At 70.4% G+C, this 15,865-nt stretch carries 12 protein-coding genes; 3 read left to right on the forward strand and 9 right to left on the reverse strand.

What is annotated here, in order from left to right; all coding sequences use genetic code 11:
- Window positions 1–120 precede the first annotated feature (120 nt).
- Entirely contained in the window at window positions 121–2,265 is a 2,145-nt protein-coding gene (locus ASF27_RS17260; RefSeq protein WP_056362209.1) for a TonB-dependent siderophore receptor, read from the forward strand.
- A gap of 37 nt (window positions 2,266–2,302) precedes the next feature.
- Here the strand turns inward: ASF27_RS17260 and ASF27_RS17265 are convergent, their stop codons facing one another.
- Complete coding sequence (locus ASF27_RS17265) at window positions 2,303–2,929, reverse strand: alpha/beta hydrolase (protein ID WP_056303302.1); 627 nt, start codon at window positions 2,927–2,929, stop codon at window positions 2,303–2,305.
- A gap of 62 nt (window positions 2,930–2,991) precedes the next feature.
- Window positions 2,992–3,918: a ring-cleaving dioxygenase gene (locus ASF27_RS17270; RefSeq protein WP_056362004.1), complete on the reverse strand. Its 927-nt coding sequence runs from the start codon at window positions 3,916–3,918 to the stop codon at window positions 2,992–2,994.
- A 92-nt stretch (window positions 3,919–4,010) separates the two neighbouring features.
- Between ASF27_RS17270 and ASF27_RS17275 the strand changes: the two genes are divergently transcribed.
- A complete protein-coding gene (locus tag ASF27_RS17275) occupies window positions 4,011–4,982 on the forward strand; it encodes a LysR family transcriptional regulator (protein WP_056362006.1) in 972 nt (323 codons plus the stop codon).
- Here ASF27_RS17275 and ASF27_RS17280 read toward each other — a convergent pair.
- The 4 genes from ASF27_RS17280 to ASF27_RS17295 all read right to left on the reverse strand — a co-directional run bounded on the left by ASF27_RS17280 (window position 4,927) and on the right by ASF27_RS17295 (window position 10,962).
- Entirely contained in the window at window positions 4,927–8,385 is a 3,459-nt protein-coding gene (locus ASF27_RS17280) for an SbcC/MukB-like Walker B domain-containing protein (protein WP_056362009.1), read from the reverse strand. The genes ASF27_RS17275 and ASF27_RS17280 overlap by 56 nt on opposite strands.
- Window positions 8,386–8,473: 88 nt before the next feature.
- Window positions 8,474–9,106 (reverse strand): DUF4194 domain-containing protein, encoded by a 633-nt coding sequence (locus tag ASF27_RS17285; RefSeq protein ID WP_056362012.1) that lies wholly within the window; start codon window positions 9,104–9,106, stop codon window positions 8,474–8,476.
- Between the two features lie 74 nt (window positions 9,107–9,180).
- Window positions 9,181–9,447 (reverse strand): hypothetical protein, encoded by a 267-nt coding sequence (locus ASF27_RS17290; RefSeq protein ID WP_056173812.1) that lies wholly within the window; start codon window positions 9,445–9,447, stop codon window positions 9,181–9,183.
- 138 nt (window positions 9,448–9,585) lie between these two features.
- Window positions 9,586–10,962 carry a Wadjet anti-phage system protein JetA family protein gene (locus ASF27_RS17295; protein ID WP_056303295.1) on the reverse strand — a complete coding sequence of 459 codons (1,377 nt, stop codon included), beginning with the start codon at window positions 10,960–10,962 and terminating at the stop codon, window positions 9,586–9,588.
- Between the two features lie 189 nt (window positions 10,963–11,151).
- Here ASF27_RS17295 and ASF27_RS17300 point away from each other — a divergent pair, with 189 nt between their 5' ends.
- Window positions 11,152–12,393: an acyl-CoA dehydrogenase family protein gene (locus tag ASF27_RS17300; RefSeq protein WP_056362015.1), complete on the forward strand. Its 1,242-nt coding sequence runs from the start codon at window positions 11,152–11,154 to the stop codon at window positions 12,391–12,393.
- 49 nt (window positions 12,394–12,442) lie between these two features.
- Here ASF27_RS17300 and ASF27_RS17305 read toward each other — a convergent pair whose 3' ends face one another.
- The 3 genes from ASF27_RS17305 to ASF27_RS17315 form a co-directional block, all read right to left on the reverse strand.
- Window positions 12,443–13,597: a dimethylmenaquinone methyltransferase gene (locus ASF27_RS17305; RefSeq protein ID WP_056303291.1), complete on the reverse strand. Its 1,155-nt coding sequence runs from the start codon at window positions 13,595–13,597 to the stop codon at window positions 12,443–12,445.
- A 70-nt stretch (window positions 13,598–13,667) separates the two neighbouring features.
- On the reverse strand, window positions 13,668–14,909 hold the full coding sequence (locus ASF27_RS17310; RefSeq protein ID WP_056362018.1) for a hypothetical protein: 1,242 nt from the start codon (window positions 14,907–14,909) through the stop codon (window positions 13,668–13,670).
- 143 nt (window positions 14,910–15,052) lie between these two features.
- Window positions 15,053–15,706: an ABC transporter ATP-binding protein gene (locus ASF27_RS17315; RefSeq protein ID WP_056174155.1), complete on the reverse strand. Its 654-nt coding sequence runs from the start codon at window positions 15,704–15,706 to the stop codon at window positions 15,053–15,055.
- Window positions 15,707–15,865: the final 159 nt, after the last annotated feature.

Raw genomic sequence — 15,865 nt, forward strand, 5'->3', positions numbered from 1 at the left:
CCTCTTCAAATCGCTTGCCGTTTTCACGCCCGGACATACAGGAGCTTTCGGCCGCGTGAAATGTTTCGCGCCGGCGACGACGCGCCCTCGATTCGGGCGATACGACGAAAGTTCACGATCATGCTTCGGCGACGGGATGGGCAGGCGGTAGGGCTTCTGCTGGCGGGGACGTTCGCGGCCGGGACGGCACAGGCACAGATCGCGACGCCGGCGATCGGCAGCGCGGTCACCCTCGATCAGCTCAGTGTGGAGGGCGCGGGCGGCACCGTCGGCTACCTCACGAAGCGCACCCGCTCGGCGACGAAGACCGACACGCCGCTCATCGACACGCCGCAATCCGTGACGGTGGTCACCCAGCAGCAGATCCGCGACCAGGGCTTCCAGAGCATCAACGAGGCGATCCGCTACGTGCCCGGCATCATCCCGCACCAGGGCGAGGGCAACCGCGACGATCTCGTGATCCGCGGTCAGCGCTCCAACGCCGATTTCTACGTCAACGGCGTGCGCGACGACGTTCAGTACTTCCGTGACCTGTACAACACCCAGCGCATCGAAGTGCTCAAGGGCCCCAATGCCCTCGTCTTCGGTCGCGGCGGCGGCGGCGGCGTCATCAATCGCGTTCTGAAGGAAGCCGACGGCACCCCGATCCGCGAGGTTCTGGTCCAGGGCGGCCAGTTCTGGAACAAGCGCGTGGCGCTCGATGTCGGCGACCGGGTCAGCGACAGCGTGTTCTTCCGGATGAACGGCGTGTTCGAAGATACCGGCACCTACCGCGATTTCGTCGACATCCGCCGCTACGGCTTCAATCCGACGATGACCTTCCTGCTCGGCCCGGCGACGACGCTCAAGCTGTCGTACGAATACTTCCACGACGAGCGCAACACCGATCGGGGCATTCCCTCGCAATTCGGGCGACCGTACAATTACCGACGCAACACCGCGACCTACTTCGGCAATCCGGATCTCAGCGTCGCGCGCATAGACGCCAACATCGCCACCGCGACCCTGGACCATCGCTTCGATTCCGGTGTCGACCTGCACAGCACCCTGCGCTTCGCCGATTATCAGAAGTTCTATTCGAACGTCTATCCGGGCGGGGCGGTCAACGCCGCCAGCACGTCCGTGAACATCACCGCGTACAACAACGACACTCCCCGGACGAACTACTTCTCGCAGAACGACTTCACCTATAAGTTCGACACCGGCCCCCTGAAGCACACCCTGCTCGCCGGGTTCGAGCTCGGCTATCAGGAAGGCCGTGCCTTCCGCGAGGAAGGGTTCTTCGCCAACGGCGGCCTGACGCTGGCCGTCAACCCGCGCTTCCCGACGACCCGCGCGCCGGTCAGCTTCCGGAACACGACCGGCGCCAACACCCGCTACGACCTCGGGTTGGCCGCCGTCTACGCGCAGGACCAGATCGAGATCGGGCCGCACCTGCAGTTCATCGGCGGCCTGCGCTACGACCACTTCGACTTCAAGGCCGACAACCTCAACGCGACCGGTTCGACCCCCGTCCGCACCACGCGCATCGACAATCTGCTCTCCCCCCGGGCCGGCGTCGTGGTGAAGCCGTTGGACAACCTCGCCTTCTACGGCAGCTACAGCGTCTCCTATCTGCCCTCCGCGGGCGACCAGTTCAGCAGCCTCGCCCCGGGGCTGGCGATTTCGCAGCCCGAGCGGTTCGAGAACGGGGAGATCGGCGTGAAGCTCGACGTCTCGCCCGTGCTCCAGCTCACCGGAGCCCTGTACAACCTCGACCGGTTCAACCAGCGCCTCGCCGATCCGAACCGGGCCGGCTTCTTCCTGGCCACCGGCCAGACCAACACGCAGGGCGCCGAGATCGGAGCCAACGGCTACGTCACCGAGTGGTGGCAGGTGGCCGGCGGCTACGCCTTCACCGACGCGACCATCGTCAGCGGCTTCGGCACGGCCGCCCAGGGTGTGCGACCGGGGAATCGGGTCGGCCTCGTGCCGTTCAACGCCTTCACCCTGTGGAACAAGTTCGACGTGACGCCGCAATTCTCGTTCGGCGTCGGCTACATCCAGACCGGCCACACCTTCGCCTCGGCGGACGACACCGTCCGCCTGCCGGGGATCACCCGCTTCGACCTCGGACTGTTCTACCGGGTGAACGAGTTCGTGCGGGCCCAGGTGAACATCGAGAACCTGTTCGACCGGCGCTACATCGCCACCGCCGACGGCAACAACAACATCACCCCCGGCGCACCGCGCTTGGTGCGCTTCCAGGTGGTGGCGAACTTCTGAGCCGGGCAGGGGCGCCGGCCCCGTGGCCGGCGCCCCTTCAGATCGCGAGTCCCGCCAGCCAAGCCTCCGCCGTCGTCACGTCGGCCTGGGACAGTCCGTGCCCGACGGGGAGTACGCCGTGCTCGACCCGGGCGCCGGATCCGCGGAAGCGCTCGGCCAGCGCTCGCGCGTTGGCCTCCGGAACGATGGGGTCCTGCGCGCCGGAGAGCATCAGCAGGGGCACCCCCGTGAGGTCGAACGCCGGCGGCTGGGCCAGCGGCAGCATCGGACGCAGGAGTACGGCCCCGGCAAGGACGCCCGGATGCAGCATGAGCAGGGCAGCGGCGATGTTGGCGCCGTTTGAGAAGCCGAGCGCGACGGGGGCGGGGAGGCCGTAGGCCGCCCGCGCGTCGGCGACGAAATCCGCCAGGTCCTTCGCGCGGCGGCGCACGTCGTCCTCGTCGAACACGCCTTCGGACAGGCGCCGGAAGAAGCGCGGCATCCCGTTCTCCAGCACAGGGCCGCGCGGCGACACCAGGGCCGCGCCCGGCGCCACGGCGCGGCCGAGGGGCAGGAGATCGGATTCGTCCCCGCCGGTGCCGTGCAGCAGGAGCAGGGGCGGACGGTTCGCACCGGGCTCGAAGCGGTGAACGAAGGCGAGGGTCTTCGGGGTGGACGCGGTCATGGCGGACCTCCGGGTGTCACGAGCGGCCCCGGCCCGCGGGAATGCGGGCCGGGAAAGACTGGTCAGGCGAGGGGCGGCAGGGCCGCCTCGATCCGGGCGCGGTGCGGCTCGAGGCCGGCGGGCAGCTTCAACCCCGTGCCGAGGTCGGCAATGGGCTCGTCCACGCTGAAGCCGGGCACATCGGTAGCGATCTCGAACAGGATTCCGCCGGGCTCGCGGAAGTAGACCGAGCGGAAGTAGGCCCGGTCGCGCTGCTCGGTGACCCCGAGCCCGTGACGGGTGGTGAGGGCCTCGACCATCGCCGCCTGCGCGGCGTCGTCCGCCGCCCGGAAGGCGATGTGGTGGACGGAGCCCGCCCCCTGGCGGCCCCGCAGGAATTCACCCACGGCCCGCAGGGTGACGAAGCCGCCCTCCGCGGCCCCGCTCGCGTATCGGGTCGAGGACCCCTCCCGCGTGTCTTCGGTGAAGCCGAGAACGTCGGTCAGGATCGCCGCCGTCGGTCCGGCCTCGCCGAGCAGCAGGGTGACGCCGTGCAGGCCCCGGATGGCATGCTCGGCCGGCACGGTACCGGTCCAGGCGGACGCCTCACCGGCCTCCGCGACACCCACGAGGGCGAGCATCGTCCCGTCGGGATCGCGCAGGCGCAGGGTCGGCTCGCCCATCACCGCGACCGGCACGTCGTGGACGATTCCGGCTTCGACGAGGCGCTGCAGCCACCAGCCGATGGAGGCGCGGGGCACCCGGAACGCAGTCTCGCTGGTCTCGCCGATGCCGACCCGGCCGGGGGCCGCGTCGGCGATGGGAAAGAACGTCAGGATCGTGCCGGGCCGGCCGGTCTCGTCGCCGTAATAGAGGTGATAGGTGCCCGGATCGTCGAAGTTGACGGTCTTCTTCACCAGCCGCAGGCCGAGGACCTCGGTGTAGAAATCGAGATTGCGCAACGCCGAACCGGAAAACGCGGTGACGTGGTGGAGTCCGTGATGGGTCATGCTGCTGTCTCCTTCTGCTGGAGACAAGATGGCCCTTGCCGCATCCCGCTAAAACGGAAACGATGGAAACACATCATTTCCGGAATGCAGGCATGAAACTCCCCGATTTCGAAGCTTGGGCGGTCTTCGCCAAGGTGGCGGAGACCGGCTCGTTCGGGCAGGCGGCGCGCGACCTCGGGGTCGCGCCCGGCACCGTGTCGAAGGCGGTGGGTCGCCTGGAGGCCCGCATCGGCGCGCGCCTGTTCCACCGCACCTCGCGAAAGCTCGCGCTGACCGAATCGGGCCTCGCGGCACGGGACGGGGCGGCCCGGCTGCTCGCCGAGGGCGAGGCGGCGGAGGCGCAGGCCCGCGACGGAGCCGCCGCGCCGCGCGGGCGGGTGCGGCTCGCGGCCCCGATGTCGTTCGGCGTGATGCACGTCGCGCCCCTGCTGCCGGACTTCCTCGCCGCTCATCCGGGCCTGACCATCGACCTGCATCTCGGCGACGCCCTCGTCGACCTCGTCGGCGGCGGGTTCGACCTCGCGCTGCGCATCGCGGCCCTGCCGGATTCGTCCCTTCGGGCGCGCCGGCTCTGCACGGTCCACCGCTCCCTCGTGGCCGCCCCCGCCTACCTCGCCGCGCAAGGGCGGCCGGAGCATCCGCGCGACCTCGCCCGTCACGCCTGCCTCGGTTACGCCTACCTGCCGAGCCCCGACCGCTGGCGCTTCCTCGCGCCCGACGGCATTGAGGCCGTGGTGATCCCTGGCGGGCCGCTGCGCGCGAACAACGCCGACGCCCTGGCGCCGGCCCTGCGCGCCGGGCTCGGACTCGCCGTGCAGCCGGACTTCATGCTGTGGGACGATCTCGCGGCCGGACGGCTGGAGCGGGTGCTGCCCGGGTGGTCGGCCCCGCCCATCGCGCTCCACCTCATGACGCCGCCGGGCGATCCGCGCCCGGCCCGGGTCACGGCCTTGGCCGACTACCTCGCCCGCACGCTCTCGGCGGCGCCCTGGGCGCGCGGCACCGATGTCACGCAGCCGCACCGGGCAGGCGAAACCCCTCGATCCCCTGGCGTTCCGGGTTGATGGCGGCGAGCGCACGCTTGGCCGCTTCCAGGGGGTGCTCGGATTCGATGCGGACGCCCTTCAGGTCCGGGCTCTTGTAGACGGTGACGATGGTGTCCATCACCTCGGTGAGCGTGGTGCGCTTGTCCTCGGGCGCGGCGATGAGGAGCTGCAGGCCCCACGCCTGGTAGAGGTCGACGAGGGCTTGGGAGTTGCGCACGTCGAGCTTCGAGAACGCCTCGTCGAGGAGGCAGAGGCCGAGCCCCGGATTCTCGTCGCCCGGTCGGTCGCCGGGATAGTAGGCCGAGGCCAGGGAGGCCGCGATGGCGACGTAGAACGGCGCCTGCGCCTCGCCGCCGGAGCCGCGCAGAGCCCGGTTCGACATGGTGGTGCGGTTGCCGGCGGCATCGCGCATGCCGATCTCGTAGACGAAATAGTTGCGATAATCGGCCAGCCGCGCCGCGCTCTCCTCACCGGCGATGAGGGCCGAGATCTCCTCGATGGCGGCCGAGAGCGGGCCTTCGGCCGGCGTCTCGCCCTGGCCCGGTAGGACCGCCTGCGCCGCATCGGGCGAGCGTGCGACTTCGGTGGCAAGCGCGTGGACGGCGGCGTAGCGCCGGTCGACGGCGGCCTCGAAGGCGTAGGTCTGGCCGGTGAAGGTCTGGCTCGACAGGCGTTCGTTGAGGGCGTCGAGGCGGGCGCGGACGCGCTCGAACTTGTCGGCGAGACGCGTCAGCAGGTCCTCGGTCATCAGGCGGCGCATCTCGCCTTCCGCCCGCACGGCCTGATCGCGGTAGCGCCTGAGCTCGTGGCCCGCGACCTCGTCGTAGGCGCGCCGGGTCCAGCCGTAGCCGAACGAGGCCGGAGCGTCGCCGCGCCCCAGAGGGTTGTCGATCCGCCACTGCACGCAATACTCGGCCAAGTCGCGCTCGGCGGTGCGGCCCTGCGTACGGGCCGTCTCGAGGGCCTCGCGGGCGGCGCTGCGGGCGGCGGCGGCGGCGGCGGCGAGTTCCTTCGCGTCGAGGCCGGCGAGGTCCGCCCGGGCCTTGGCCACGGCCCGCGGGTCGAAGCCCTCCGGACGCACGAGGCGGATGCGGACCGTGTCGCCGCCGACCCAGCGCGCATGCGCCGAGCGCCGGGCGGCCAGCGCCGCGCGCGCCGCCTCGCGGGAGGAGGCGACCTTGGCCTTCAGGCCCGCTTCCTCGCCCAGCAGGGCATCGCGCTTGGGTTCGAGCACCTGCACGAGTTCCGTGAGGTAGGCCGAACGCTCCTTCGCGAGCTCCTTCAATTCGGCTTCGAGGGCGCCGGTATCGGCCTTCTCGACGCTCTCGCGCTCGGTGGCGAGACTGCGGCGGCGGCCCTCGATGGCGTCGCACTCGGCCCGTAGGCCGGGCAGGTCGATGGGCGCTTCGGCCAGACGTGCCTTGAGCTGCGCGGCGATGCGGGCGGCCTCGCGCAGCACCCCGGCCTCGCCGCGCAGGCGCCGCGCCTCGGCCACAGCCCGCTCCATGGCCTCGCGGCCCTCCTGGGTCGGACCGCGACTGCCCCGCGTCATCATGAGCTGCACGGGACGGACCACCGAATAGGCCATGCCGGAGGTCGAGCGCCCGCTCGGCGCCACGGCCCGGCTCATATGCGCGAGGGCCGCATCGTCGGGGGCGAGGTCGTAGCCGCCGAGGCGCGCGGCGAGGAACGCCTCGGCGTGGGGATCGCGGGTCTCGATCATGCCCAAGGGGCCGTCGTCGTAGCGCCCGCCCCGGCGCCGGGCCGTGTCCGTAGTCTTGACCAGAAGGCAGCGGTAGAACTGTGCTTTCCGGGCTTCGAGATGGGCGAACGCCTGGTTCAGCCGGTCGGGCTGCACCACCAGGGCTTCGCGAGCACCCCCCAGAAGGCCCTCCAGGGCCATGCCCCATTTCGGCTCGACGATCTCGGCGAGTTCGCAGACCGGCACGGCGTCGATGCCCAGCCGCGCGAGTTCGTCCCGGAACGCCGCCACGTCCGAGGACAGGCGCGCGCCCTTGGCCGCCCCGCCGCCGGCGAAGGGCGCCGAAAGGCCCTGCGCCTCCGTCTCGGCGCCGCGGGCGCGCAGGGCCATGTCCTCGGCCGCCGTATCGAGGGGGCCGGCGATGTCGGGCATGTCGACGAGCGCCGTCACCAGGGCATTCAGGGGCCCGTCCGAGCGAAGCGTTTCCTCCGGCGGGGCCTCGCGGCGGAGCCCCGCGCGGGCGCAGGCCTCGACGAAGCGGGCTGCACCCGGATCGACGCGGCGGACCTCGCCGATGACCGCCGTCAGGCGGGCGACGTCCTGGATCAGGCCGACGAGGCCCGTCACCCGCAGGGTGAGGTCGCGTCGGTCGCGGGTGAGCACGGCGAGGCCCGCATCGGAGGCGGCGAGCCGCCCCTGCGCGTGGGTCCCGGCCATGAGGGCCTTCTTCTGCGCGATCTCGCCGTCGATGTCGCGCACGAAGCCCTGGCTCGTCGTCACGCTCTCGCGGGCGATGCGCAGGCGCTCGGCGACATCGGCGAGGCCGGTGCGGGCGGTTGTGTATTCGACGACTCGGCGGCGCAGATCCGCGCCGGCGGCCCGTAGGTCGTCGAGGGCCGCCGACAGGCTCGCCTCCGCCCAGGTCTCGTAGCGGGCGAGGATGCGGCCGAGATGCGACAGGCGCCGCTCCAACTCCTCGATGGTCTCGAGGAGACGGCGCCAGTTCTCCACCGACTGGCGGATGCGGGCGACGTCGAGGGGCTCGGGCTCCAGCACGAAGGAGCGCACGAAGGCGGAGGAATCGAAGATCGGCTTGAAGGCCACCGCATTGGAGAAGGTGCGCAGGAAGTGGCGGGGTTCGGGCACCGGCGCGCCCTCGCGCAGGAGCCCGAGCACCTCCGCGGTGAAGCGCTCGCCGGACGCGCGGAACTCCTCGAAGGTCTCGGAGCGGATGCGCAGATCCTTGGCGATCTCGGCCCAGGGCGCGACGAAGGAGCCGTCGGGCGTCTCGCGGACGTAGTCGGCGATCTCGAAGCGATGGCCTGTGCAGACGAAGCGCGACAGGGTGGTCTCGCGGCTGTCCTCGGCCCGGGCGCTCAGCGCCAGCCCAACGGAGACGACGCGGCCCGAGACCGGGTTCTCGAACACGAGGACGATGAGGGTCTCGCAGGCCTCGCGGGTCGGGCGGCCGCCCTCGGCCGGGTCGCTGATCCAGCCGAGGCAATAGTCGCGCACCGTGCGGGCCGAGCGGCCCGACGCCGAGGCGTTGAGCGCCAGACGGCTGGCGTTGTTGCCGGCCAGCACCGTGCCGACGGCGTCGAAGATCGTCGACTTGCCGGCCCCCGTCGGTCCGACGAGGGCCGTCGCGCCGCGGATGCGAATCTGCTCGCGCCGGATCAGGTACCAGTTCGAGAGGGCGATGTCGGTGAGGCGATACACTGAGGCCGGGTGATTTTTGCACGCTGCGAAGGATCGTCGGGCCTTCGCTCGCATGGCCGGGGGCGGCGAGGCAAGCCGGCCGGGGCGATCAGGCGGCGTCATCCCCGGCCGAAGCCCAGGCCCGGACGTGCTCCATCCAGGCGTCGGGCGAGAGCACGCCGATGCCGGGCAGCACCATCAGGGGCGTGAGCTTTTCGGTCTTGTCGCGCTCGCCCAGGCGCAGGGCGCCTTTCCGGGAGAACAGCCGCAGGATCTCCAGCAAGCGGGTCTCCTCCGGCGGGTCGCTGCGGGTGGCGGTGCGGATCGATTCGGCGATGTCGTCGGTGGTGCATTCCACCACCCCCTCGGTGGTGACGCGGTGGTCGCGAAGCCCTTCCTCGTAGGCGAGCCGCAGGGCGAGCAGCACCAGGGTCTCGTCCTTGCGCAGGCGCTCGGCCTGACCGTCGTGGCGCACGCCCTCCGGGGGCACGCGCAGGAACACCATCTGGTCCCGGTGCGAGACCTCGAAACCGTACCCAAGGCAGGCGAAGTAGCTCTGGAAGAACGGCGCGTAGTGCCGGGTGAGGTCGTAGGTCCGCCCGATGCCGGGGGTGCCGGAATAGACGCACTGGCTCTTGAGCAGCACCTGCAGGGCGCGGGTCAGCTCCTCGTCGGAGGGCGCACGGGCGCCGGGCGGCGGCGGCTCGTCGCCGTCGACGATGGCGCGGAAGGCTTCGAGCATGGCGGTGGTCCGGGAGCGAATGGGACTCGCGAGGCCGCGTGTCTATCCGCCTCCCGCCGGTCGCGCCAATCCGCTCAGGCGGCGGCGGCTTCGGCCCGGAACAGGGAAATGCACTTGGTGTCCCGGTGCATGCTGAGGATCGAGGCCCGGTCGAGGGACGGGTTGGCGGCGAGCACACGGCGGACCTCGGCGACGATGCTGTCGTAGCGCGCCGCGTCGTAGTTCTGCTCCAGGGGGCTCACGGCGATGTACGTCTCCACCACCAGCACCCGTTCGCAGCGCTCACGCCCGACCTCGACGGCGACCCAGGCGGATTTGATCAAGCATTTGCCGGATACCATGGCCCATCTCCCGAAGACGCGACGTTCTTCCGCGCTGCGCGTCGGAGACCAGGATGAACCCTGTCTTCGCAGATGCCAAGGGTGGTCGTTGTATGGGACGCCGAAGTCTCGCGGCGATCGAATATTGCGCCGCAGCACTCAGCGTGTGCGTTCCAGCAGGAAGTCCGGGCAGTCGAGCCAGCCGTTGGCAACCCGGCCCTCGACCCGCGAGAGGCGGTAGCGACCGCTCAGGCTCCCGTCGAACAGCACGTCGATCTCGCGCAGGCGCTGGAACACCACGAAGGCATCGACGTCGGCGATCGGCATCTGCGAACCCCGCACGGCGCCCTTGCGCCCGAGCCGGCCCTCGAGGAAGTCCACCATCCGGTCGGGCGTCACCGCCACGCGGTGGCGGAACGCGTCCTTCGCCGCGATGAAGGCCTCCACGGCCGGATCGAGGAAGAGTTCCGGCAGGGGCTCGCAGTCGATGGGCGGGCGCTTGAGGCGCGGCGCGTAGAGGTGGACGGCGCCGATGGGCGGGCGCAGGAGCGAGATCCCGGCCGGTGGCATGCCCTCCATCGGCGCATCGGTGCCCGCCACGGCGCGGAGCGCCGCGGCCGTGCGTTCGATGCGGTCGGAATCCCGGTGGTCCATGTAGCGCAGGGCCGCCGCGATTCGCCGCTCCAGGCGGGCGACGATGTCGGCCACCGCGTCGAGGTGACGGTCGAGGCCCTCGAAGATCGCCAGGATCTCGGCGAGATCCGCCCGCACGGCCCGCTCGGCCACCTCGACATCGGGCGCACGGCCCTCGCGGATCCCGGCCTCCGCCAGGGCCCGCAGGGTGAGGGGATCGCGCAAGGCGCGGCCCGCCTCGCGCACGATACCGGAGCGGAAGCGGAACGGGTTCAGGCGGGTGTGCAGGGTGCGGTAGTCGCTGACGATGTGGCGGGCCACGAACTCGTCGAAGTAGAGCCGGAAGGCCGCGCGCTGGTCCTCCTGCGCCAGGATGCGCGCCTCGATCTTGCGCATGGAGCCGGCGAGCGTCCGCAGGTGGCTGAGGAAGGCCCGCGACGCCTTGGCGGCGTTGACCAGGGCCTCGGAACGCTCGGCCGGGTTGGCGATGGCGCTCTCCAGGCTGCCCAGCACATCGAGCACGGCGCCGCCGTAGGAGCGGGTCTCGCCCCGGTCGAGGCGGGCGAGTTCCTCGATGAGGATGCGGGCCTCGGGGTCGAAATCCACCACCGGCACGTAGCGCTCGCGCCGCTCCACCAGCCAGCCGGAGTCCAGCAGGCGCCGGTAGACGGCCGAGCGCCGCTCGATGGGATCGACGGGCGTAGTCTCGTCGTCGGCGATCTCGCCTTGGGCGTAATCGGCGGAGAAGTCGCCGATGGCGGCGAGCAGCTCGGTCTTGCGCAGGGGCTCGGCCGTGTCGCCGAACACCCGCGCGTGCAGGTGCAGCAGCAGGGCGGCGTTGAAGGCCCGGCTCGGGGAGGCGAGGGGCCGGAACAGGTCGTCGGACAGGCGGGTGAACAGCATGGGACTGGGTCGGACTGCAGCCCGCCGGAACGGCGTCTGTCAATCGATCCGAGGCCCGTAGCGGACCGAACGGGCGGTTTCCCTGGGGGAAGCGACCGTCCGGGTGGCAGTGGGTGGCGGGAACGCGGACATGCTAGGACGGACGGCAAGGCGCCGCGAAGGCGTCACCGAACCATCACGGGAGACCCCATGCCGAAGCCGGATCAAGAGCCCCGTCGCAGACAAGAGCCCCGTCCGCCCGAACTCGTGACGCCGTGGCGCACGGAGGCGCGCGCCGCCCTGCAGGCCGAGGCCCGAGCCTTCGCCCGCGACGTGGTGATGCCCATCGCCGACGAACTCGACCGGCAGAAAGCCGAGATGCCGCGCACGCTCATCGACGCCATGGCGCGGAAGGGCTGGTTCGGCATCACCATCCCGACGGAGCATGGCGGCCTCGGCCTCGGGGTGTTCGAGTATTGCCTCGTCTCGGAAGAACTCGCCCGGGCCTGGCTGTCCGTGGGCAGCATCCTCGCGCGGGGCCAGGGCCTCGGCACCCAGGTCCTCGACGAGGGGCGCCGGGGCGAGTTGCTGGCCCGCTCGGCCCGGGGCGAATGGATCGGCAGCATCGCCCTGTCGGAGCCGACCGCCGGCTCGGATCTGGCCGGGGTGCAGACCCGCGCGGTGCGCGAGGGCGACACCTGGGTGCTCACCGGCACCAAGCGCTGGGCCGGCTTCGCGCAGGCGGCCGATTTCGTCGAGGTTCTGGCCCGCACCCGCGATCCGGAGCCCGGCGAGTCGCGCTCGGCCGGCCTCGAGCCGTTCCTGGTGGTCAAGGAGCCCGGCACCTTCCCGGCCGGCATGACCGGCCAGGTGATCGACAAGATCGGCTATCACGGCTTCCTCACCTTCGAGCTCGCCCTCGACGGCGTGCGCGTGCCCGAGAGCGACCGGCTCACCGGCCTCTACGGCGACCAGGGGGCGGATGCCGATGCCGGCGGTTTCGCGTCCGTGCAGCGCGGCCTCAACATCGCACGGGTGCACACGGCGGCGCGCGCCGTCGGCGTCGCCCGGGCGGCGGTGGAGGATTGTCAGCTCTACCTGCAGGAGCGCGAGCAGTTCGGCCACCCCATCGGCGATTTCCAGGCCCTGCGCTTCGCCCTGGCCGACATGACGGCGGAGGTCGCACAAGCCCGCGCGTTCTGGCAGCAGGTGGCGCATCTGCTCGATGCCGGAGAGGCGGCCGAGAGCGAATCCGCCATGGTCAAGCTGCTCGCCACCGAGATGGCCGTGCGGGTGACCAACCAGGCGATGCAGCTTCACGGCGGCAACGGCTACACCACGGAACGCCGGGTGGAGCGCTACTGGCGCGACGCCCGTCTCACCACGATCTTCGAGGGTACGAGCGAGATCCAGCGCCGGATCATCAGCGACCGGATGCTGCCGCGCCCCTGATGGAAGCGTCCCGGATGATGGGTCCGGGACGCAGCTCAGGGCCGAGAGACTACCCCTTCCAGCCCTTCAGGGCGGCAAACGGGCTGCTCGACGGGTCGGGCGGGGGCGGATTCAGGATCGGCTCGACTTGCGCGACGGCGTCGGCCAGCGAGAAGGCCGAGCCGGTGGGCAACTTGCCGCCGGCCGCATCCTTGTGGCCGCCGCCGCGGAACCGGCGCGCGCCCTCCAGCGCCGTCTCGTCGTTGGAGCGGAACGACATGTTGCCCGTGCGCTGGACGTTGAGGACGCGCTTGGCCTTGCCCGCATCCATGATCAGGTCGGAGACGCGCTGGAAGGTGCCAGAATCGAGGCCGAAGGACAGGTAGGTCCCGTCCGAGAGCGGCTGGAACAGGTCGGAGCGTGCGAGCACGCGGGCGATCCGCATGCGGGTGGTGAGGCGGGGATCGTCCGTCGCGTCGCCGGCCAGATACCCGTCGACGATTCCCGTGCGGATGGCGCCGACCCCGGCTTCGAGTTCGGCCGGTGAGGCTCCGGCACGCAGGCGTCCGGCGAGGGCGACGAGGAGGTCGCTCACGAAGCGGTCGTGCCACGCATGCCCGATGGGCACGAGGTTGGAGACGTTGTCCCAGAACACCTCGTCGAGGGCATGGCCGCCCGCGAAGGTGGGCCGGTCCTTGCGCCACAGGTCGACGGCATCCACGGCCTCGACGAGAGCGAGGAGGTCGGCGTCGCCCTCGATGGCGTCGGGCGCGTACAGGGTGCGGCGGTGATAGGCGAGCTTCGTGGCGCAGCGGCCCTCGTCGATGAGCACGACGATGGCGGGATCGTCGAGGTCGAACCGCATCACGCCCGGATCGTCTGCCTCCGGCACAGGCTCGAGGGTCTGCTCGCGCAAGCGGTCGATGGAGGAGGCATGGTGATCGAGGACGATGAGCCGATGCCGTTCGGCCTCGGCCCGGCCCCGGTTCATCGCGGCGAAGTTGCGGATGAAGGTCACCGCCACGGGCTCGAGGCCGAGATCGGTGAGGATCAGGGTCTCGGGCTGCCGCGTCCGCCCGAGGCGCTTCAGCTCGCCCTCGACCACGGGCCCGACATCGCTGTAGCGCGGCACGTGGACGATCCGCGAGACCGGAACGAAGCGCCCCACGATGGTGGAGGCGCCGTAGCCGTCGAGGTCGTGATGGGTGATCTGGGTAACGGTCAAGACGGGGTCCTCGGCGGGCGGCGTCCGCGGCTTATGACGCGTTTTCAGGCCCGCGGCGACCCGTGACGGATCAGCTGGTCTGCTTGCGGGCGAACACGGCCCCGGCGAACAGGAGCGCCGCACCCCCGGCGATGAGGCTGATCATCAGGAGCCGGCGGGGCTGCTGGGCGGATTCGGCCTGCACCGGCTGGACGATCATGCTGAAGAACTCGACCTGCCGGCTGGCGATGATGCGCGAGCGCTCGTAGGCGGCCAGGACCTTGGAAAAGTACTTCTCCGCCTCGTCGCGGTCGTTCTCGAAGGCCTCGAACTTGGTGAGGGCGTCGGCGAGGATGCGCCGCTGTTCCGGGTCCTCGCTCGCCGACTGGTTCTCGATGCGCGTGATGGCGTCGTCGAGATCCTTGATCTGGGACTTGATGTCCTGGATGCGGCGCGACTCCGGACCGAGGTCGCGCTGGCCGAGATTGAGCTGCACGGCCAGGTTGATGCGCGCGGTGCGCAGCTCGCCGATCACCTTGAGGTTGCTGTCGTTGGTCTTCTTGGCATCGAGAATGCCCTCGCGGTTGCGCAGGGTCGCCATGGCGAGGCGGACCTTCGTCATCCGCTCCTCGGCGAGCTTGAGTTCGCGCGCGCTTTCGACCACGGCGTCGGCGCGCGCGCGGTCGCTGAGCGCGTTCACCATGCGCTCGCTCTCCTTCAGGATCGCCTGGGTGAGGGCCAGGGATTCGGCGGGATCGAAGGCGCTGACCGTCAGGCTGATGATGCCCGAACCGCTCTCGATCTTGGTGGCGACCCGCTCGCTCCAATATCGCACGAAGCGCTCGATGGGCTTGTCCCGGTCGAAGCGCGAGAGGAAGTCGATCCCATCCCGGGAGAACATGTCCCGCAGGGGCAGGTCCTTCTCCAGGACCTCGATCATCGGCCGGCTGTGGATGTAGTTGAGGGCCACGAGACTGTCCTGGGCCACCATCTGGGAGACGACGCCCTTGGTGGTCCCGACCTGGTCGGACGAGGCCTTGTCGGCGGAGCCCAGCGCCGGCCGCAGGGCGAAGCGCGCCTCGGTGACGTAGCGATCCGAGGCGATGAGCCCGAAATAGATCACCCCCAGCAGCGTCGGCAGCACGAAGCAGAGCCCGAACAGGATCGGGATGACGGGGTCGGACTTGTTGTGGCTCTGGTAGGAGCGGATACCCTTCTTGCGGTCGGCGAAGCGCGAGACGCGGGCGACCTGACGCAGGGACTCCGCCACGGCATTCGAGCGGTCGGCCGTGGTGACGGGCTGCCCGGTGGGGTTGCGGATCTCGACGCTCATCTGCCTTCAGCCATCCATTCCGTTCGGGCGGCCATCCTTCGCCGCGCGTACCCTATTCCACGATTGGGACGGCGAAAGCATGTCCGGGCCCCTGCACGCTCGAATGAGGGCACGGGCGAACGCCCGCTTCGCCGGTGCCGCGGTCATGCGTTCAGGCGGCGGTAGACCTCGATGGCGTCGTTGACGTCCTCGTACAGGATCGCGCGCCCGTTGATGAGCACGATGCCCTGCTGGCACCAGGTCCGGATCACCTCCATGCCGTGGGAGACCATGATCACGTTGGAATTGACGCGGCGGGCGGCGAAGGCCTCTTCGCAGCGCTTCTGGAAGCGTGCATCGCCCACCGCCGTGACCTCGTCGATGAGGTAGCAGTCGAACGGGATCGCCATGCTCATGCCGAAGGCCAGGCGCGAGCCCATGCCCGACGAGTAGGTCCGGATCGGCACGTCGAGGTAGCTGCCGAGTTCGGAGAAATCCTCGACGAATTCGAGCACCTTCTTCGGATCCTCGCCATAGATGCGAGCCACGAAGATGATGTTGTCCCGGCCCGTCATCTGCGGATGGAAACCGCCGCCGAAGCCGAGGGGCCACGACACCCGCATGGTGCGCTGGACGCGCCCCCGCGTCGGCGCCTCGGTGCCGGCGATGAGGCGCATCATCGTGGACTTGCCGGCCCCGTTGATGCCGAGGATGCCGTAGGAGACATTGGGTTTGAGCGTGAACGACACGCGCTCGAGGATCGTCCGGCGGTGCCCATCCGTCCGGTAGACCTTTGTGACATTGTCGAAGCGGATCACGGTCGGTTTGTGGCTCCGGGAGGCTCGGGCCCGGAGAACGGGCCGCGCGTCCCGCGTTTCGCCCGGGAAAGCGGCGAATCTGAGGACCACCGTCCGGGGTATCAACGGAGCGGGGGCAGGGGCCGTGTCGCCGGGACGCGGGAAATCGACACATTCGCG

The organism is Methylobacterium sp. Leaf102, assembly GCF_001422425.1.
Lineage (GTDB): Bacteria > Pseudomonadota > Alphaproteobacteria > Rhizobiales > Beijerinckiaceae > Methylobacterium.